This is a genomic window from Amycolatopsis sp. NPDC003731 (genome assembly GCF_053586895.1).
In genome coordinates this window covers 29,209-46,188 of the sequence record NZ_JBSFNC010000045.1, presented here as the reverse complement: position 1 = coordinate 46,188, position 16,980 = coordinate 29,209, and the positions used below count along the sequence as shown (strand labels likewise).

Genomic DNA, 16,980 nt, shown 5'->3' with positions numbered 1-16,980 from the left:
AGACGGGACCGGCGGCCGCCGGGTTGCACCGTCAGTCGCGCCATCCGCTGGTGAACGGCAACGCGGGGGTCTGCGAAGTGGGCGTGACCGAGGTCGTCGGCTCGACGGTGACCTCGACGAAGCTGGTGGTCGTCGTCGGCGGGGACGTCTCCACGGACGTGACCGTGGACGGCGTCGCGGAGGTGGTGACGGTGACGGGAACCGCGGCAACCGTCCTGGTCGGCGGCGTGATGGTGTCGACGGTGCGAGGCGTGCTCCGCCCGGCGATGAGCAGCGCGGCGACCAGCAGGCCGGTGGCGAACCCGGCGAGCCCCGTGACCGCGGCGGAGCCCCAGGTAGGTCGGCCGTTCATCCGGGCACCCCCTCGCCACGCGCAGCGCAGGTACGAGGACTAACTCGCGTTGATCTTACGTCGTGTTACCCGATGCGCACCCCGGAGATTTCTCAGCCTGCGCGGGTCCGCAGGCCGTCGATCACCACCCGGACCAGGTGCGCACTGCCCGGGGCGTACCGCTCGACGGCGAGGCAGCCGACGATGAGTGCCCGCAGGTCGTCGCCGTCGATGTCGGGGCGGATGGTGCCGCTCGCCTGCGCTCGGGCGAGCAGCTCGGCCAGCGCGGCGCGGAACTCCTCGCCCGCGCCGGCCTTGAAGGCGTGGCCGCTGGACTCGGCCAGGGCGTCGCAGATGGCCCGGTTGAGGGACGCCTGCTTGATCACCCGGACGAAGTAGTCGACGAAGACCTCGCCGGGCTCCTCGGCGCCGGCGAGCGCGCGGGCCTCCTCGGCGAACTGCTGGATCCGTTCGAGGACGACGGCCTGGAACAGGGCTTCCTTGCTGGGGAAGTGCCGGTAGACGGTGCCGGCCCCGACCCCCGCGAGCCGCGCGATGTCGTCGAGCGGCACGGCCAGGCCGTCCAGGGCGAAGGCCTCCTCGGCGGCGGCCAGCACCTTGGCCCGGTTGCGCCGGGCGTCGGCGCGCATCTTCTCCATCACGTTCTCCTCGTTGACAACCGGAACGATCGCTCCGTATCGTCCTAAGCGGGCCCACCGTTCCGATTCAACGCCCAGTTTGGCAGGAGAATTCCGATGCCGCAGACCACGCCCGAAATCGCCGACCTGGTCCGCGAGGGGATGGCCACCTTCGACGCCTCCCGGTTCGCGTCCCTGATCGCCGCCGATGCGGTGTTCGAGGTGCCGTTCCTGGGACAGCGGATCGAAGGACGCGAGGCCGTGGTGTCGACGTTGACCGACGGCGGCACCCGGGCCCGGGCGGCGGGCCTGACGGGAGCGCGGGTCACGACGACCCTCTCGGAGTCGGGGTTCGTGGTGGAGGTGGTCGTCAAGGGCCCGGGTGTGGAGCTCCCGTCTTCGGTCGGGATCGTGACGGTCTCGGACGGCGAAATCACCTCCTACCGCGACTACCCGAACGTTTCGGCCGCTTCGAAGCTCACACGGGCGGTGTTCGACCGGTTCCTCGCCGCCTCGGTGGAGAACCGCTGGGACGACCTCGCCGACCTGTACGCCGAAGACGTCGTCCTCGAGATGCCGTTCACCCTCCCGGGCGTGCCTCGCGTGACCGAGGGCCGCGAAGAGCTGCGCCGCCGCTTTCGCGCCGCCGCCGAGTCACGGCGGATCACCAAGGCCGAGAACGTCGTGGTCCACGAAACGAACGACCCCGGCACCCTGGTCGCCGAGTTCGACCTGCACCAGGAGGTCCGCGATACGGCCTTCGCCGTCTCCTACGTCATGGTCCTCACCATCCGGGACGGGCTGATCGCCCGCTCCCGCGACTACACCGACACCGCCGCCGCGGCGGAACGGCTCAAGGCGTGGTCGCCCGCTGGCTCGTCGGCGGGATGAACAGCCGCTCGAACGTGCTCACCGTGTGCTCCCACACGCCCGGCACCAGCAGCACCCCGAGCAGCGCGAACACCGGGAAAATCAGCCGCTTCTCGACCTTCTTGCCGGTCCGGAAGCGCAACACCCGGGGTGGCCGGATCTCGTACCACGTCTCGCCCGCGATGGGGATCGGGAACAGGAACGGGCACCCGGCCTCGGTCAGGGCGTCGCCCAGGCAGTGGGTCAGGCACCCGGCCGCCACCGCGATCCCGAGCCAGCCCGAAATGGACTCCAGTTCACCCGCTCGATCGGGTGGGGCCGTGAAGAACCACCACGCCACCGCCGCTCCGCTCACCGGCAGGAGCCAGTCGCCCAGGGCGCCTTCGGCCAGCATCAGGCCGAAGACGACCACGCCGACGACCGCCCACGGGCCGCCTTCCGTCGTGCCCCACGACGTCAGCAGGCCGAGGCCGGCCGCGAACAGGACCGTGTGGGACAGGTGGCGGTGCTTGCCCGAGACCTTCTCGTCCCGCGGGCCCTTCGTCAGCGCGTAGAAGCCCGCCGAGACGCGGCGCAGCACCCAGGACAACGCGCCCGTCAGCCAGCCGAGGAGGCGGGACGCGCTCGCTCCGGGGTGGTCGAGGTCGGGCAGCAGGGCGAACCCCGCCGTGGTCGCCGCGAAGACGACCGCCTGGTGCACCGAACCCGCCCCCACCGCGGGCGCCAGGGCCAAGCCCGCGCACCAGCCGGTCAGGGCGTGCGTCCGCCCCATCATCGTGCCGCCCCCAGGTCCGCGAACGAAAATCAGTCCGCGGAACCGTAGCGGGCGGTCAGGCTTGGGGGTCTTCCGACACGCTCAGGTGTTCGGCCACGCCGGTGAGCTCGATCACGCGGCTCACCGCGGGGCTCGGGACGACCGCGAGTTCGACGTCCTGCTCGCCGGCCTGGCGTTGTGCGCGGAGCACCACGTTCAGCGCGGAGGAATCGAAGAAGGTCACCCCGGTCAGATCGGCCACGACCCGCTGCGCGCGCTTGTCCGCGATCAGCCCCGCCAGGGCCTCTTGCAGCTGCGGGCTGGTCAGCAGGTCGAGCTCGCCGGTGACCACCACCCGGGGTTCCGTCGCGTCGGTGTCCAGCGTGATGCCGAACCCGGGCGGGGTGGCGTTCTGGTCGGCTGCGGGCATGCAGTTTCTCCTCGTCAGGCGCTGCTCCTGCGCCGGGTACGCGCCTGTTGTCTCAAGCGGCAACCGTGTCACCGTGCCTTTCCAAAGCTCGCGCCTGGCACGGTCAAGGCAACTCCGGGGCCAACCCTAACCCAGGAAGCGACCGCACCCGCCACGGCCGCCGCCCTTTCGCGTGTACTGCTCACCGGCGATCAAATCCTGCCTGCTCAGCGCTCTGCTCAGTGCGCACTGACGGCCTTCCGCGCCGCCCTGCGCTGGCGCAGGAACAACTGCCGCCGCTCGATCTCGCCGAGGCCGCCCCAGATGCCGTACGGCTCCTGTACGGTCATCGCGTGCGTGCGGCACTGGGCCAGAACCGGGCAGGTCTGGCAGATGGCCTTGGCGCGCGACTCGCGCCGCTCCCGCGCCGAACCCCGCTCGTTGTCCGTGTGGAAGAACAGGCTGCTGTCCGCACCCCGGCACGAGCCGCGCAGCTGCCATTCCCACTCTTCAGCAACCACGTTGGGCAGCCGGCTCACGTCAGCCATGTCGTCCCCGCCTTTCCCAGGATCAGCATGTCGACCGCTACATGCCCGCCGGTGGAGCGGATCAAACCCGGGTTTGGTTTGCTCACCCCACGGGCATCTCGCTGACCGGGCGTGGCAGAGACCGCCGATCCCCGGCAGCGCGAGTGCGGAGAAAGGAACAAACGTGGAGGACAACGCCCCGCTCGTCCCGGAAGGCGCGCAGGTCATCGAGGTGCGGACGGCCGCGATCCCGCACGTCGTGCCCACGCTGCGGACCATCGTGGCCGACATCGCGATGCGCCAGGACTTCGACCTCGACGCCGTCGAGGACCTCCGGATGGCGGTGGACGAAGCGTGCTCACTGCTGCTCCCCGCCAGCTCGGACGGCCGGCTGACCTGCGTCTTCTCCTGGAACGGGCCGCGCATCGAGGTCTCGGTGTCGGTGCTGGCCGACAGCGCCGACCACGAGGACGACGCCGGCCTGTCGTGGCAGCTGCTGACGGCGCTCGCGACGTCGGCCGAGCGCACGATCACGCCGGAGAACGGCCGCTACCTGTCGCGAGTGGACCTCGTCCGGGAGAGCCAGGCGGCGGACTCGTGAGCGATCCCGCCGGGAGCAGCGAGGGCGACCTCGACGTCGGCACGCTGTTCCGCCAACTCGCCGCCGCGGCGGCGGGCTCGCCGGAGCGCGAGCGCATCCGCGACACCCTCGTGCGCGCGCACCTGGAGCTGGCGCGGAACCTGGCCCGGAAGTTCCGCAACCGGGACGAGGCGATGGAGGACCTGGTCCAGATCGCCACGGTCGGGCTGATCCACGCCGTCGACCGGTTCGACCCCGAACAGGGAACGGACTTCCTGGCGTTCGCCGTCCCCACGATCTCCGGGGAACTGCGGCACCACTTCCGGGACAACAGCTGGTCGGTGCGGGTGCCGCGACGGCTCAAGGAGCTGAACGCGAACATCTCCGCCGCGCGCGAGGAGCTCACCGTGCAGCTCTCGCGCGCGCCGAAGCCGAGCGAGATCGCCGGGCGGCTCGGAGTGCCCATCGAGGACGTCTACGAGGGGCTACGCGCCGGTCAGGGCCGCTACGGCGCGTCGCTGGACCACCTGCTGGAGAACGCGGCGCACACGCGCTTCGGGGCGCCGGACGCCGAGCTCGGCCAGGCCGAGCTGCGCGAGGCACTGCGCCCGATGCTGGAGAGCCTGCCGGAGCGGGAGCGCAAGATCGTCGCGCTGCGGTTCGGCTCGGGGATGAGCCAGTCGGACATCGCCCGCCGCGTCGGGGTGTCCCAGATGCAGGTGTCGCGGCTGCTGGCCGCGACGCTGAAGAAACTGCGGTCCGGCCTGGACGAATCCGAGCTGGCCGACGGCACCTGATTAGCCCATCCGCCACTTGGGTACTTGGCGGGCGGTACCGAACTCACTGGGAGGGGGACCGGATGACGACGTCGAGAATGCCGCAGCGTTCCGCCGCGGCGGCCGCCCCGCTGAGGGTGCTCCTCCCGGCCGACGTCACGGCTCCGGCACTGGCCCGGCACGAGGTCCGGACGGCGCTGCTGCGCCTCGGCGTGCGGGAGCAGCAGCTCGAAGACGTCCTGCTGGCGACGTCGGAGCTGGTCACCAACGCCTTCGAGCACGGTGAACGGCCCCAGCGGCTCGAACTGGAGTACACCGACGGCCGGCTGACACTGCGGGTGCACGACACCGGCCGGATGCTGCCCGAGCTGCGCGCGCCGTCCCCGGCGGAGGCGCGCAGCCGGGGGCTCGTCCTGGTCCAGGCGCTGTCGCTGGACTGGGGCTTCGAACGCTGCCCCGGCGGCAAGTACGTCTGGGCCGTGTTCGCGCTGCCGGACGCTTGATCAGCGCAGTTCGCGCGCGGCATCGGTCTCGCCGATCCGCTCCCGGAACGGCTTGCGCTCCAGGGCCGCCATAAGCGCGTCCAGCAGGGCCCGCAGCGAGTACGGTAGCTCGGCTTCCAGCGCTTCCGTCGCCTCGGTCGTCGCCGTCCACTCCGCCTCGATCAGCGGCAGCAGCTCGCGCGTCCGCGGCGTGAGCGACACGATCCGCTGGCGGGCGTCGGCGCCCGGCTCCAGGCTGACGAACCCGGCCCGGTTCATCTGCGCGACGGTCTGGCTGGCCGCCGAGTGCGTCACGCGCATCTCCCCGGCGAGGTCGCGGATGGCCAGCGGGCCGCGCGCGAGCAGCGCCCGCACCACCGGCGAGTACCGCGGCCGGTAGTCGTCGAGGCCGATGTCGGCGAGGAAGCGCGCCACGTCGCCGTCGAGGATTTCGAGGACGTGACGCATCCGGGTCCCCAGTCCCTCCGGACCCGCAGTCATCGCCATGACGGCCGATCATAGGCGCCGGTCGTGTGCTTGGATCGCGGCATGGAGAACCGGAAGATCGCCCGCCTGGGCCGTGAGGTGTCCGTCGTCGGGCTCGGCTGCTGGCAGCTCGGGGCGGACTGGGGCGAGGTCGACGAGAACGACGCGCTGGCCGTGCTGCACGCGGCCGCCGACAACGGTGTCACCTTCTTCGACACCGCCGACGTCTACGGCGACGGCCGCAGCGAGCGGCTGGTCGGCCGGTTCCTCGCCGAGCGCGGGGGCATCTTCGTGGCCACCAAGATGGGCCGCCGGGTCGAGCAGGTGCCGGAGAACTACGTCGCCGAGAACTTCCGCGAGTGGAACGACCGGTCGCGCCGCAACCTCGGCGTCGACACGCTCGACCTGGTCCAGCTGCACTGCCCGCCGACGCCGGTGTACTCCTCCGACGCGGTGTACGACGCCCTCGACGCGATGGTCGACGAGGGGCGCATCAAGGCGTACGGCGTCAGCGTCGAGACCTGTGAAGAGGCGCTGACCGCGCTGGCCCGGCCGAACGTGGCGTCCGTCCAGATCATCCTCAACTGCCTGCGGCTCAAGCCCCTGGAGCGCGTGCTGCCCGCGGCGGCGGAGGCGGGCGCCGGGATCATCGCGCGCGTGCCCCTGGCGTCCGGCCTGCTGTCCGGCCGCTACACCGCGCAGACGACGTTCGCCGAGAACGACCACCGCAACTACAACCGCCACGGCGACGCGTTCGACGTCGGCGAGACGTTCTCCGGCGTGCCCTACGACGTGGGTCTGGAGGCCGTCGAACGGCTGCGCGGGCTCGTGCCGTCCGGCCAGACGCTCGCCCAGTTCGCGCTGCGCTGGATCATCGACCAGCCGGGGGTCAGCACGGTCATCCCGGGCGCCCGCAACGCCGAGCAGGCTTCGGCGAACACAGCGGCGGCGTCCCTCCCGCCCCTGTCTTCGGAAGCGCTGGCGGGCGTGCGCGAAACCTACGACGAGCTCATCCGGCCGCTGGTGCACGATCGCTGGTGAGCCCGGCATGATGGGCCGATGATGACGCCCGAAGAGCTGCTGACCACGACCAGGACCGTCCGCAAGCGCCTCGACCTCGAGCGCCCGGTGCCGCTCGACCTGGTCAAGCACTGCGTGCAGGTCGCGCTCCAGGCGCCGAGCGGTTCGAACACCCAGCGGTGGCAGTGGCTGGTCGTCACCGACGCCGGCCAGCGGGCGGCGCTCGGCGAGATCTACCGCCGGGCGTGCCACGAGTACCTCGAGTCGCCGAACGCCGCGGGCAAGCTGTTCGCGGACGACCCGGCGCGGGCCGCGGTCCAGCAGCGGGTCGGCGACAGCGTCGCCTACCTGGCCGACCGGATGGGCGACGTCCCGGTGCTGGTCGTCCCCTGCCTGGAAACGCCGTCGTCGGAACTGCCGGCCGGCAACCAGGCGGGGCTGTGGGCGTCGCTGCTGCCGGCGGTGTGGAACTACATGCTGGCGGCCCGCTCGGTGACGCTCGGGACGGCGTGGACGACCCTGCACCTGAAGTACGAGCAGGAGGCGGCCGAGGTGCTGGAGCTGCCGAAGAACGTCCACCAGGCGGCGTTGATCCCGACGGCGTTCTACACGGGCGAGACGTTCAAGCCGGCGGCGCGCCAGCCCCTCGAAGAGGTCCTGCACCTCGACCGCTGGTGACCCGCGAAAGCCTCCTTGCCGGGGGCTCCGCCACCCGGACCCCCGTGAAAGCCTCCTTGCCGGGGCAGATGGGGGACGTCGGCAAGGAGGCCGTCACGGCCTTTCGGCGGCCAGGTGGTCTACCGCACGGTGAGGGTGAGCCGCTGGATGCCCCAGGCGTCGGCTTGCGATCCGGGCAGCCAGACGTCGACGATGTCGTCCTTGATCCAGCTTCCGATGTCGGCCGCGTAGCACTCGCCGTAGCCGGGCACGGAGAACCGGGTGCCCCACGGGACGATCCGGGCGTCGACCGCGCAGAAGCCCGGCCCGGCTTGGTAGCCGAGGGCGGTCTGGGCGACGTCGTTGTACGCCGTGACGCGGTAGTTCAGCGTGGTGCCGGCCGGGATCCGGTAGGCGGCGAGCCGGTTCGCGCCGTCGAGGCGGTAGGCGGTGGATATCTGGCCGAGCGAGCCCGGGGAGTTGTCCTCCGCCGTCATCGCGTAGAGCTGGTAGTTCGCGTTCTGGCAGGGACTGGCGTCGGTGACGGTGAGCGTCGGCTGGCCCCAGTCGCTGATCCACTGCAGGGCTTGACCGTTGCGGAAAGCCCGGTAGGCCTTCGCGCCGGCGACCCGGGCGAACGTGAAGGTGACCCTGCCGTCGCTGCCCAGTCCCCCGCTGACCGAGCCGGGCGCGGGCAGGCGGTTGCCGACGTCCACGGCGCCGACGAGCGTGCCGGGGCCGTGCCCGCCGGTGACCGGGCGGTCGGGGATCGGGCCGGAGTAGAAGTGCTGGCACGCGGGCAGGGTCGCGGCCTCGGCGGCGGGGGCGACGAGCAGGCTGCCGGCGGCGAGGGCCGCCAGGGCGAGGACGTGCGCGAGACGCATGGAACCTCCGTGGTGGGGACCGGGTGGAGGTGACGCGAGCGGGTTCGCCGCTGGTCCAGACCGCAAGTGGCCTGGACCACACAGTCAATAGGTCTAGACCTTTAAGCGCCGATCGGCGCAATCAGAGGTAGCTCACCAGGCGGTCGGCCAGCGGACCGGGGTGGCTGAGCGGTACGCAGTGCGGGCCGTCGAGCTCGTCCGGCTCGACGCCGAGGCGCTCGCGGGCCACCCGCCGCTGGAAGTCGGGGACGAAGAACCGGTCGTCGCGGGCCAGCAGCACCCGGGTCGGCACGTCCGGGTGGGCCGGGAGCGGCCACGGCTCGTCCCACTCCTTGCTGACCTGCTCGCGCCCGTGCGCCTGGCACGCCTCGGCCAGCTCCGGCGGGACGCCGTTGAAGAACTGCTCGGTTTCGCTCAGGCCCTTCGGCGACTCGAAACCGGTGTTGCCCCACCACTGCCCGGGCTGCTCCCCCGGCGCCGGGACCATCCCGGCCAGGTACACCAGCAGCCGCGCCCGGACCTTCGCGGCGACCAGCGGCGCGGTGAACCCGCCGTACGAATGGCCGACGACGGCGACGTCCGTGCGGTCGCCCAGCGCGGCCAGCACCGTCTCGGTGAATTCGGCCAGCCCGGCCGCCCGGTCGGTGATCGGCAGGTCGGGGGCAACGGCGTCGTGCCCGCGGGCCTCGAGCTCGGGGATGAGCAGGTGGAAGTCCCAGCCGCTGCCGCCGCCTCCGTGGATCAGCGCGAAAGTCGTCACGCGGCCAGCTCAGCAGCGGCGCAGCATGTCGGTCAAGGCGGTCTTCTCGGCCTGCGTGATCGTCAGCCCGTAGTAGTGCTTCACGACGATCCAGTCGGTCGCGTAGGTGCACCAGAAGGCCACCAGCGGCGGCTTCCACTGGTCGGGCGCCTTGTCGCTCTTCTGCTGGTTGACGTTGTCGGTCACGGCGAACAGCTGCGGCCGGGTCAGGTCGTTGGCGAACTGCTCGCGCTTCTCGGTCGTCCACGACTTCGCGCCGCTCGCCCACGCCTGCCCGAGCGGCACCATGTGGTCGATGTCGAGGTCGGTCGGCTTGGTCCAGGTCTCGTCGTCGTAGACGCTGGTCCAGGTGCCGGACAGCGCCTTGCAGTCCTTGTCGGTCTTGACGTCCTTGCCGTCGCGCTTGAGGACGACTTCGCGGGTGTCACAACCTGACCCCTGGCTGTCCCAGTGCGGGAACTTCTCCCGCGAATAGCCGTCCATGGAGGTCCGCGCGGCGATGGTCAGCTCGCCGAGCTGCTTCTGCGCGTCGGCCGCGCTGACCGGCACCGGTGCGCCCGACGTCGGCGGGGCCGCGCCCGCGCCTCTCGTCGCCCAGTACCCGAAGAGCGCGACGGCCAGAATCGCGATTACCAGCAGAGTTCGCTGCGTCACGCTCAGCCGAAAACCCCGGGCCGCCACGATTTTCTCCTCTCACCTGCGCGGTCGCGCGGCGTAGTCTCACCTCTGCCGGCGCGGGACAACCGCGCCGACACGACGACCTGGCGCGAATGTGACGTCGCCCACCCACGGCGGAGCTGTCACACGGAGCCGATCTTCTGCGACTACCGGAGCAGGACCCATCCGGAGGGAGCAGCCGATGCCCGGCCGGCTCAAGAAGTTCGACGAGTTCTTCCAGCGCAAAGCCGCCGAGGGCGGCAACGTCGTCGCCATGGCCCGGATGGGCCTGGCGATGCGCGAGCGCGGAGAGCTGGCCGAGGCCGAGTCGTGGTACCGCAAGGCCGCGATGGGCGGCGACCGCGTCTCGATGACGGCGCTGGCCCTCCTCCTCGCCGAACGCGGCGCGCAGGACGAGGCCGAGCGCTGGTACCACGAGGCCGCGCTGGCCGGCGAGCCGCACGGGATGCAGCACCTGGCCAAGTCCTGCGAGCGGCGCGGCAAGCGCGAAGACGCCCGGCACTGGTACGGCGAGGCGGCCCGGACCGGCGACCTGCCCTCGATGGCGGCGCTGGGCCGTCTCCTGCGGGAAGAGGGCAGGGGCGAAGAGGCCGAGTCGTGGCTGCGGCAGGCCGCCGAGGCGGGCTTCACCGGCGCGATGATCGACCTGGGTCTCGTGCTGCGCGACCGCGGCCAGGCCGCCGAGGCGGGCCACTGGTGGCGGTCCGCGGTCCAGGCCGGGGACCTCGCGGCCACCTGCCAGCTCGGCAGGCAGGCCGAGCGGCTGGGCCGCCCGGGCGACGCCGAATCGTGGTACCGCCAGGGCGCGAAGGGCGGTCACCTCGAGGCGATCACCCGCCTAGGGCTGCTGCTGCACCGCCGCGGCGACGTCGAAGAGGCGGAGAACTGGTACCTGGAGGCGGCCGAGCACGGCGACCCGGCGGCGATGACCAACCTGGGCGTCCTGGCCCGCAACCGCGGCGACGAGGGCGAAGCCGCGGCGTGGTACCGCAAGGCCGCCGAGCACGGCAGCGTCCCGGCCCTGACGAACCTCGGCCACCTCGCCGAGCACCGCGAGGACCTGGCGGCGGCCGAGCTGTGGTTCCGCCGCGCCGCCGAGACCGGCGACGTCCAGGGCATGCTCAGCCTGGCGCGCATGCTGCGGGCACGAGGGGCGGCTCACGAGGCCGAACTGTGGCTGGCGCGGGCCGAAACCGTGCAGGACGAGCGGGAGCACCAACACTGACCGCTTTTCGGGGGTCCGGGTGGCGAAGCCCCCGGCCGGGGCGAAGCCCCGAATGAATCAGCTATTGTGTGATCCAATTCACAGTTCTAGCCTGGGTGGGCACCCCAGGAGGTTGCGCAATGAGGCCACGAGTCCTGGTCGCGAGTATTGGCAACGTCTTCCTGCACGACGACGGCTTCGGCGTCGAAGTGCTCCGGGAACTGGACCGGGCGGGCCTGCCGCCGTGGGTGCAGATCGCCGACTACGACATCGCCACTGTCCACCTGGCGTACGACCTGACCGGCGGCTACGACACGACGATCCTGCTCGACGCCACCCCGCACGGCGAGGCCCCGGGCACGCTCTCCCTGGCCTCGGCGCCCGACACGCACGACCTCCCCGGCGACGCGGTCGTCCGCCTCCTCCGGCTCCTGGGCGGCGACGCGGGCCGGGTCCTGGTCCTGAGCTGCGAACCGGCGTGCGTCGACGGCGGCCTCGGCCTGTCGGCGGCGGTCCGGGCCGCGGTCCCGGCCGCGGCGCGGGTGGTCACCGAACTGGCCTGGGGCGCGAGCCCGGCCCTGCCGGTCAAGGAGAAGACCGAAGTCTGACCCGCTCGGCCAGGTCGGGCAGCTGCCGCAGGGCTTCGAGGACCACGTTGACCGCCGCGCGGGGTGGGGATCCGCGGCGGGTGGCCGCCACGATCGTGCGGGTCACCGGGGTGGCCAGCTCGCGGGTGGCCACGCGGTACCGGCCGTCCACCGCCAGGCCCGGCAGCAGGGCGATCGACAAGCCGGCTTCGACGTGCTGGAGCGTCATCAGGTAGTTGCTGAAGCGGCACACCACCCGCGGCTCGAAGCCCGACTCGCGGCACAGGCGCAGCGTCAGGTTCGCCATGTACGACTGCGGCATGTCCAGCGCCCAGGCCGCGTCCGCGTAGGCCGACAGGACCGCCGGGCCACGAGGGGCGTCGGGCGGGGTCACCAGCACGATCGGGTCCGTGGCCAGCGGGACGATGTCGAGATCCGGGCCCAGCGGGAGCTCGACGAAGTCGGTCGTGGTGATGATGACGTCGGCGTCGCCGCCGCGCAGGGCCGGGATGCTCTCGTGCGGTTCCAGCTCCAGGAGCTGGACCTCGAGGTCCGGGTGCGCCAGCCGGCTCACCGCCGGGACGGCCAGGGTGTGGATCGCGCTCTGGAACGCGCCGAGCCGGACCAGGCCGGCCGGCTCGTCGCCGAGGCTGCGCAGTTCCGCCTCGACCGTGTCCATGTGGTCGAGGATCACGCGCGCCCGGCGGGCGAGCATCAGGCCCGCCGGGGTGAGGCGGACCCGGCGGCCGGTGCGTTCCAGCAGCTGGGTGCGGGTTTCCGCTTCGAGGACGGCCAGTTGCTGCGACACGCTCGACGCGCTCAGGTTCGCGTCCTGCGCCACCGCGCGAACCGTGCCCAGCGTGTCGAGCCGGCTCAGCAGGCGCAGGCGCCACGGGTTCAGCATCCGCCGATTGTGCGGCAAAACCGAACAAGGAAGCCGGAATTGTGAGATGGACGTGTCGCTCGCCCCGGACTTACCGTCGAAGCCATGGCTGACACCTTTTGGGGTGACGTCGACCGGCACCTCGTGCGTTACGGCGGCGCCTTCACCCGCGAGATCATCGACCACGCCGAGGGCAGCTTCCTCGTCACCGAGGACGGCCGCCGGATCCTCGACTTCACCTCCGGCCAGATGAGCGCGATCCTCGGGCACGCGCACCCGGAGATCGTCGAGACCGTCCAGCGGCAGGTGCGCAAGCTCGACCACCTGTTCAGCGGCATGCTGAGCCGCCCGGTCGTCGATCTGGCGCGCCGGCTGGCCGGCACGCTGCCGGCGCCGCTCGAGAAGGCGTTGCTGCTGACCACGGGCGCCGAATCGAACGAGGCCGCCGTCCGGATGGCCAAGCTGGTCACCGGCAAGCACGAGATCGTCTCGTTCGCGCGCTCCTGGCACGGCATGACGCAGGCGGCGGCGAGTGCGACCTACAGCGCGGGCCGTCGCGGCTACGGGCCGGCCGCACCCGGCAACTTCGCCATCCCGGCGCCGAACGCCTACCGCCCGGACTTCACCGACGCGTCCGGTGCGCTGGACTGGCGTCGCCAGCTGGACTTCGGCTTCGAGCTGATCGACGCGCAGTCGGTCGGCAGCCTGGCCGCGTTCCTGGCCGAGCCGATCCTGAGCTCGGGCGGGATCATCGAGCCGCCGCCGGGTTACTTCGCCGCGCTGGCCGAAAAGTGCCGGGAACGCGGCATGCTGCTGATCCTCGACGAAGCCCAGACGGGCTTGTGCCGCACCGGAAACTGGTACGCGTTCGAGCGCGACGGCGTCGTCCCGGACATCCTGACGCTGTCGAAGACGCTCGGCGCCGGGCTCCCGCTCGCCGCGGTGCTGACCAGCGCATCCATTGAGCAGGAGGCCCACGACCGCGGGTACCTGTTCTTCACGACGCACGTCTCGGACCCGCTCCCGGCGGCGGTCGGCAACACCGTGCTGGACGTGCTGACCCGCGACCGGCTCGACGAGCGGGCGCTGTCACTGGGCGCGTTGCTGCGCCGGGGCCTGGAGGAGATCGCGACTCGCCACGAGGTCGTCGGCGACATCCGGGGGCGCGGCCTGCTGGCCGGGTTGGAGCTGGTGGTGGACCGCGAGACCAAGCGGAGCTCGGACGAGCTGGGCGCGCGGGTCACCCAGCGCTGCCTGGAGCTCGGGCTGCACATGAACATCGTGCAGCTGCCCGGGATGGGCGGGGTGTTCCGGATCGCGCCGCCGCTGACGGCGTCCGAAGAAGAGATCTCGCTGGGTGTGTCCATTTTGGACCAGGCGATCGGGGACGCCGTCAAGATGTCATGAAGAAGGCCTCCTTGCCCGCCCGGGGAGCGGGCAAGGAGGCCGTCACGACAGCGTCAGAAGCCCGCTGTCACCTTCGTGAAGTCCCAGTCGTTCTGGGCGATGCCGCTGCACGCCGACTGGACGCCGCCGCCGGGGCAGCCCCGGTCGCGGTTGACCGACCAGAACGCCAGGCGGGCGATCTTGTTCGACTTGGCCCAGCTGGTGATCTGGGTCCAGGTCGACAGGTCCGTCAGCTCCTGCTGGTCGGACAGGCCGTTCATGCCCGAGATGCCGAGGTGGGCGTACGCCGTGGCGTCGTTCCACCCGAACGTCGACTTCAGCTTGTCGCGCAAGCCGTTCGCCGCGCTCACCGTGCTGTTGTACATGTTCGCGCCGCCGCCGAAGTCGAACGGCATGATCGTGAACACGTCGACGTTCGCGCCCAGCGCCTTCGACTGGTCGATGAGCCGGTTGCCGTAATAGTTCGGGCCGGTCGTCGACGTGCCGAAGGTCAGGATCGTCTGGATCCCCGGGTTGTTCTGCTTGACGATCTTCAGCGCGTTCAGGATGCGGTCCTGCACGGCCTCGTTCTCGAACTCGTCGGAGTTCTCGATGTCGATGTCGATCGCCTTCAGCCCGTAGGCGTTGATCACCTGCTGGTAGGCGCCGGCCAGCGCGGCCGGCGTCGAGCAGTTCGGGCCGAGCTTGTTGCCGCTCCAGCCGCCGAACGACGGGACGATCTGGCCGCCCGCCGCCTTGATCTGCGCGATCGCGGTGGCGTCCGCGCTGCCCTGCAGGGGCCGGCTGCTGTCCCACGCCGGGTTGCAGCCACCGGAGGCGTTGACGAACGCCATGGTGAACCACTTGACCCCGGTCGCGTTCATCACCGTCTGCGGGTTCGGCGGGCTGCCCCAGCCCATGTACAGGTACGGCGCACCGCGGCCGCCCGGCGGGGGCGGGGTGGTCGTCGTCGGCGGGGTCGTCGTCGTAGGAGGCGTCGTGGTCGTGGGGGGTGTGCCCCCGGCGGCACACGACCCCCCGTTCAGCTTGCAGTTCGACGGCGCGACGTACGAACCGGAGTACGTCACGTTGAAGCCGAAGCTGGCGCTACCGCCGTTGCCGACGTTGCCGTTCCACGTGTTCTTCACCGTGACGTGCTGGCCGGACGCCGTGTAGCTGCCGTCCCACAGCGAGGAGATCTTCGCGCCGCTGGGCAGGTCGAACTCGACCGTCCAGCTCGGCAACGTCGAGCCCGAGCCGTTGGCGATCGTGTACTTGCCTTCGTACCCGGTGCCCCAGTCGGAGCCCTTCGAGAAGGTCGCGGACACGCCGCCCGCCGCGTTCGCGGGTGCGATCACGAACATCGCGCCGATCGTGGCGGCAGCGGCCGCCAGCCCGAGTGCGGGCAACCACCGGCGCGTCATGACAGGCCGTTCTTCATCGCGGTGATGAGCTCGCCGCCGGTGGTGTCCCCGGTCAGCTCCCAGAAGAAGGCGCCGCCGAGACCCTGCTGCTTGGCGTAGGACATCTTCCCGCCGATGGTCGCCGGGGTGTCGTAGCTCCACCAGTTGCTGCCGCACTTGGCGTACGCGGTGCCGGCGAAGGTGCCGGTCGACGGGCAGGTGTTCTTCAGGACCTTGTAGTCCTCGATGCCCTGCTCGTAGGTGCCCGGCGCGGGGCCGGTCGCGGTACCACCCGGGGCGTCCTGCGTGACGCCGGTCCAGCCGCGGCCGTAGAAGCCGATGCCCAGCAACAGCTTGCTCGACGGGACGCCCTTGCTCTTGAGCTTCTGAATGGCCGCGTCGGAGTAGAAGCCCGGCGTCGGGATGCCGTTGAAGTTCGTCAGCGGCGAGTGCGGGGCCGTCGGACCCTGCGCCGCCCAGGCGCCGAAGTAGTCGTACGTCATCACGTTGTACCAGTCGATGTACTGCGCCGCGCCGCCGTAGTCGGCGACGTCGAGCTTGCCGCCGTTGCTGCCGTCCGCGGTGATCGCCGAGGTGATGAGGAACGACGAGCCGAACTTCGCCCGCAGTGCGGCCATCAGGTTCTTGTAGGCCGCGGCACCGCTGGTGTCACAGGAAAGGCCGCACGCGTTGGGGTACTCCCAGTCGATGTCGATGCCGTCCCAGATGTCCGCCCAGCGCGGGTCCTTGAGCAGGTTGTAGCAGGACTGCGCGAACGCGGCCGCGTTCTGCGAGGCCTGGCCGAAGCCGCCCGAGTAGGTCCAGCCGCCGAACGACCAGATCACCTTCAGGCCCGGGTGCAGCTTCTTCAGCTTGCGCAGCTGGTTGAAGTTGCCCGCGACGGGCTGGTCCCAGGTGTCGGCGACGCCGTCGACGCTGCCCGCGGCGTCGTAGGTCTTCTGGTAATCGGCGTACGGGTCGTCGTTCGCGGTGCACTGACCGTTCTTGACGTTGCCGAACGCGTAGTTGATGTGGGTCAGCTTGCTCGCCGAGCCCGACGTCTCGATGTTCTTGACGTGGTAGTTGCGCCCGTAGACGCCCCACTGCACGAAGTAGCCGACGTTCTTCAGGCCACCCGGCGGGGGCGGCGTGGTCGTCGTCGGGGTGGTGGGCGTGGTCGGCGTCGTCGGGGTGGTGGTCGGCTGGGTCGGGGTCGTCGGCGTGGTGGTCGGCGTGCCGCCGCCGGCGTCGCAGGAGCCGCCGTTCAGCTTGCAGTTCGCCGGGGCCGAGTAGGTGCCGGAGTAGGCGACGTTGAAGCCGAAGCTGGCGCTACCGCCGTTGCCGACGTTGCCGTTCCAGGTGTTCTTCACGGTGACGTGCTGCCCGGACGCGGTGTAGCTGCCGTCCCACAGCGACGAGATCTTCGCGCCGGACGGCAGGTCGAACTCGACCGTCCAGCTCGGCAGCGTCGAGCCGGAGCCGTTGTTGATCGTGTACTTGCCTTCGTACCCGGTGCCCCAGTCGGACCCCTTGGTGAAGGCGGCGCCGACGCCACCGGCGGCACTCGCCGGCACGGTGACGAGGCCGACCGCGATCGCGCCGACCGCGGTGAAAAGACCGAGGAGGTGCCATCTCTTTCTGGACATCGCTCTCCCTTGAGCCAGG

General features: G+C 71.1%; 21 protein-coding genes. 9 read left to right on the top strand and 12 right to left on the bottom strand.

Features of this window, described 5'->3' with window-relative positions:
* Window positions 1-31 precede the first annotated feature (31 nt).
* Both ACWDN5_RS20610 and ACWDN5_RS20605 read right to left on the bottom strand, forming a co-directional pair.
* Window positions 32-352 carry a hypothetical protein gene (locus ACWDN5_RS20610; protein ID WP_310968080.1) on the bottom strand — a complete coding sequence of 107 codons (321 nt, stop codon included), beginning with the start codon at window positions 350-352 and terminating at the stop codon, window positions 32-34.
* 92 nt (window positions 353-444) lie between these two features.
* Window positions 445-990 carry a TetR/AcrR family transcriptional regulator gene (locus ACWDN5_RS20605; RefSeq protein WP_310968081.1) on the bottom strand — a complete coding sequence of 182 codons (546 nt, stop codon included), beginning with the start codon at window positions 988-990 and terminating at the stop codon, window positions 445-447.
* Window positions 991-1,086: 96 nt separating this feature from the next.
* Here ACWDN5_RS20605 and ACWDN5_RS20600 point away from each other — a divergent pair, with 96 nt between their 5' ends.
* A complete protein-coding gene (locus ACWDN5_RS20600; RefSeq protein ID WP_449677419.1) occupies window positions 1,087-1,860 on the top strand; it encodes a nuclear transport factor 2 family protein in 774 nt (257 codons plus the stop codon).
* On the opposite strand, the gene ACWDN5_RS20595 is transcribed toward ACWDN5_RS20600, so the two are convergent.
* The 3 genes from ACWDN5_RS20595 to ACWDN5_RS20585 all read right to left on the bottom strand — a co-directional run bounded on the left by ACWDN5_RS20595 (window position 1,823) and on the right by ACWDN5_RS20585 (window position 3,550).
* On the bottom strand, window positions 1,823-2,611 hold the full coding sequence (locus ACWDN5_RS20595) for a metal-dependent hydrolase (RefSeq protein WP_310968499.1): 789 nt from the start codon (window positions 2,609-2,611) through the stop codon (window positions 1,823-1,825). The genes ACWDN5_RS20600 and ACWDN5_RS20595 overlap by 38 nt on opposite strands.
* Before the next feature lie 58 nt (window positions 2,612-2,669).
* Window positions 2,670-3,023 carry an STAS domain-containing protein gene (locus ACWDN5_RS20590; RefSeq protein ID WP_003078104.1) on the bottom strand — a complete coding sequence of 118 codons (354 nt, stop codon included), beginning with the start codon at window positions 3,021-3,023 and terminating at the stop codon, window positions 2,670-2,672.
* Window positions 3,024-3,241: 218 nt separating this feature from the next.
* Window positions 3,242-3,550 carry a WhiB family transcriptional regulator gene (locus tag ACWDN5_RS20585; RefSeq protein ID WP_310968083.1) on the bottom strand — a complete coding sequence of 103 codons (309 nt, stop codon included), beginning with the start codon at window positions 3,548-3,550 and terminating at the stop codon, window positions 3,242-3,244.
* A 163-nt stretch (window positions 3,551-3,713) separates the two neighbouring features.
* On the opposite strand from ACWDN5_RS20585, the gene ACWDN5_RS20580 reads away from it, so the two are divergent.
* From ACWDN5_RS20580 to ACWDN5_RS20570, 3 genes are all read left to right on the top strand, one after another.
* Entirely contained in the window at window positions 3,714-4,130 is a 417-nt protein-coding gene (locus ACWDN5_RS20580) for an anti-sigma factor (RefSeq protein WP_310968084.1), read from the top strand.
* Window positions 4,127-4,906, top strand: a complete 780-nt coding sequence (locus tag ACWDN5_RS20575) for a SigB/SigF/SigG family RNA polymerase sigma factor (RefSeq protein WP_449677418.1) — start codon at window positions 4,127-4,129, stop codon at window positions 4,904-4,906. The genes ACWDN5_RS20580 and ACWDN5_RS20575 overlap by 4 nt, the downstream gene beginning before the upstream one ends.
* Window positions 4,907-4,968: 62 nt before the next feature.
* Window positions 4,969-5,388, top strand: a complete 420-nt coding sequence (locus tag ACWDN5_RS20570; RefSeq protein WP_449677417.1) for an ATP-binding protein — start codon at window positions 4,969-4,971, stop codon at window positions 5,386-5,388.
* Here the strand turns inward: ACWDN5_RS20570 and ACWDN5_RS20565 are convergent, their stop codons facing one another.
* The gene (locus tag ACWDN5_RS20565; RefSeq protein WP_396136877.1) at window positions 5,389-5,868 is read right to left on the bottom strand and encodes a MarR family winged helix-turn-helix transcriptional regulator; all 480 of its coding nucleotides are present in this window, start codon (window positions 5,866-5,868) and stop codon (window positions 5,389-5,391) included.
* Between the two features lie 48 nt (window positions 5,869-5,916).
* Between ACWDN5_RS20565 and ACWDN5_RS20560 the strand changes: the two genes are divergently transcribed.
* On the top strand, window positions 5,917-6,894 hold the full coding sequence (locus tag ACWDN5_RS20560; RefSeq protein ID WP_449677416.1) for an aldo/keto reductase: 978 nt from the start codon (window positions 5,917-5,919) through the stop codon (window positions 6,892-6,894).
* A gap of 18 nt (window positions 6,895-6,912) precedes the next feature.
* Window positions 6,913-7,551, top strand: coding sequence for a nitroreductase family protein (locus ACWDN5_RS20555; RefSeq protein WP_449677415.1), 639 nt, complete (start codon window positions 6,913-6,915; stop codon window positions 7,549-7,551).
* A gap of 119 nt (window positions 7,552-7,670) precedes the next feature.
* Here the strand turns inward: ACWDN5_RS20555 and ACWDN5_RS20550 are convergent, their stop codons facing one another.
* The 3 genes from ACWDN5_RS20550 to ACWDN5_RS20540 form a co-directional block, all read right to left on the bottom strand.
* Entirely contained in the window at window positions 7,671-8,414 is a 744-nt protein-coding gene (locus ACWDN5_RS20550; protein ID WP_449677414.1) for a 3D domain-containing protein, read from the bottom strand.
* Window positions 8,415-8,535: 121 nt separating this feature from the next.
* Complete coding sequence (locus ACWDN5_RS20545; protein ID WP_449677413.1) at window positions 8,536-9,174, bottom strand: alpha/beta fold hydrolase; 639 nt, start codon at window positions 9,172-9,174, stop codon at window positions 8,536-8,538.
* A gap of 9 nt (window positions 9,175-9,183) precedes the next feature.
* Window positions 9,184-9,855: an HNH endonuclease family protein gene (locus tag ACWDN5_RS20540; protein ID WP_310968092.1), complete on the bottom strand. Its 672-nt coding sequence runs from the start codon at window positions 9,853-9,855 to the stop codon at window positions 9,184-9,186.
* A gap of 178 nt (window positions 9,856-10,033) precedes the next feature.
* Between ACWDN5_RS20540 and ACWDN5_RS20535 the strand changes: the two genes are divergently transcribed.
* Both ACWDN5_RS20535 and ACWDN5_RS20530 read left to right on the top strand, forming a co-directional pair.
* Entirely contained in the window at window positions 10,034-11,077 is a 1,044-nt protein-coding gene (locus tag ACWDN5_RS20535; RefSeq protein WP_449677412.1) for a tetratricopeptide repeat protein, read from the top strand.
* A gap of 119 nt (window positions 11,078-11,196) precedes the next feature.
* Complete coding sequence (locus tag ACWDN5_RS20530; protein WP_310968094.1) at window positions 11,197-11,664, top strand: hydrogenase maturation protease; 468 nt, start codon at window positions 11,197-11,199, stop codon at window positions 11,662-11,664.
* Here the strand turns inward: ACWDN5_RS20530 and ACWDN5_RS20525 are convergent.
* Entirely contained in the window at window positions 11,642-12,547 is a 906-nt protein-coding gene (locus ACWDN5_RS20525; RefSeq protein WP_310968095.1) for a LysR family transcriptional regulator, read from the bottom strand. The genes ACWDN5_RS20530 and ACWDN5_RS20525 overlap by 23 nt on opposite strands.
* An 84-nt stretch (window positions 12,548-12,631) precedes the next feature.
* Between ACWDN5_RS20525 and ACWDN5_RS20520 the strand changes: the two genes are divergently transcribed.
* The gene (locus ACWDN5_RS20520) at window positions 12,632-13,933 is read left to right on the top strand and encodes an aspartate aminotransferase family protein (protein ID WP_449677411.1); all 1,302 of its coding nucleotides are present in this window, start codon (window positions 12,632-12,634) and stop codon (window positions 13,931-13,933) included.
* Between the two features lie 53 nt (window positions 13,934-13,986).
* Here the strand turns inward: ACWDN5_RS20520 and ACWDN5_RS20515 are convergent, their stop codons facing one another.
* Window positions 13,987-15,336 (bottom strand): cellulose binding domain-containing protein, encoded by a 1,350-nt coding sequence (locus ACWDN5_RS20515; protein ID WP_449677410.1) that lies wholly within the window; start codon window positions 15,334-15,336, stop codon window positions 13,987-13,989.
* Entirely contained in the window at window positions 15,333-16,961 is a 1,629-nt protein-coding gene (locus ACWDN5_RS20510) for a glycosyl hydrolase family 18 protein (protein WP_310968098.1), read from the bottom strand. Before ACWDN5_RS20510 ends, ACWDN5_RS20515 begins: the two co-directional genes overlap by 4 nt.
* Window positions 16,962-16,980: the final 19 nt, after the last annotated feature.

What these genes read in the sequence shown, in the direction of transcription:
- ACWDN5_RS20610 (WP_310968080.1), bottom strand. Translation starts at nt 352, where the DNA reads ATGAACGGCCGACCTACCTGGGGCTCCGCCGCGGTCACGGGGCTCGCC.
- ACWDN5_RS20605 (WP_310968081.1), bottom strand. Translation starts at nt 990, where the DNA reads ATGGAGAAGATGCGCGCCGACGCCCGGCGCAACCGGGCCAAGGTGCTG.
- ACWDN5_RS20600 (WP_449677419.1), top strand. Translation starts at nt 1,087, where the DNA reads ATGCCGCAGACCACGCCCGAAATCGCCGACCTGGTCCGCGAGGGGATG.
- ACWDN5_RS20595 (WP_310968499.1), bottom strand. Translation starts at nt 2,611, where the DNA reads ATGGGGCGGACGCACGCCCTGACCGGCTGGTGCGCGGGCTTGGCCCTG.
- ACWDN5_RS20590 (WP_003078104.1), bottom strand. Translation starts at nt 3,023, where the DNA reads ATGCCCGCAGCCGACCAGAACGCCACCCCGCCCGGGTTCGGCATCACG.
- ACWDN5_RS20585 (WP_310968083.1), bottom strand. Translation starts at nt 3,550, where the DNA reads ATGGCTGACGTGAGCCGGCTGCCCAACGTGGTTGCTGAAGAGTGGGAA.
- ACWDN5_RS20570 (WP_449677417.1), top strand. Translation starts at nt 4,969, where the DNA reads ATGACGACGTCGAGAATGCCGCAGCGTTCCGCCGCGGCGGCCGCCCCG.
- ACWDN5_RS20565 (WP_396136877.1), bottom strand. Translation starts at nt 5,868, where the DNA reads ATGACTGCGGGTCCGGAGGGACTGGGGACCCGGATGCGTCACGTCCTC.
- ACWDN5_RS20560 (WP_449677416.1), top strand. Translation starts at nt 5,917, where the DNA reads ATGGAGAACCGGAAGATCGCCCGCCTGGGCCGTGAGGTGTCCGTCGTC.
- ACWDN5_RS20555 (WP_449677415.1), top strand. Translation starts at nt 6,913, where the DNA reads ATGATGACGCCCGAAGAGCTGCTGACCACGACCAGGACCGTCCGCAAG.
- ACWDN5_RS20550 (WP_449677414.1), bottom strand. Translation starts at nt 8,414, where the DNA reads ATGCGTCTCGCGCACGTCCTCGCCCTGGCGGCCCTCGCCGCCGGCAGC.
- ACWDN5_RS20535 (WP_449677412.1), top strand. Translation starts at nt 10,034, where the DNA reads ATGCCCGGCCGGCTCAAGAAGTTCGACGAGTTCTTCCAGCGCAAAGCC.
- ACWDN5_RS20530 (WP_310968094.1), top strand. Translation starts at nt 11,197, where the DNA reads ATGAGGCCACGAGTCCTGGTCGCGAGTATTGGCAACGTCTTCCTGCAC.
- ACWDN5_RS20525 (WP_310968095.1), bottom strand. Translation starts at nt 12,547, where the DNA reads ATGCTGAACCCGTGGCGCCTGCGCCTGCTGAGCCGGCTCGACACGCTG.
- ACWDN5_RS20520 (WP_449677411.1), top strand. Translation starts at nt 12,632, where the DNA reads ATGGCTGACACCTTTTGGGGTGACGTCGACCGGCACCTCGTGCGTTAC.
- ACWDN5_RS20515 (WP_449677410.1), bottom strand. Translation starts at nt 15,336, where the DNA reads ATGACGCGCCGGTGGTTGCCCGCACTCGGGCTGGCGGCCGCTGCCGCC.
- ACWDN5_RS20510 (WP_310968098.1), bottom strand. Translation starts at nt 16,961, where the DNA reads ATGTCCAGAAAGAGATGGCACCTCCTCGGTCTTTTCACCGCGGTCGGC.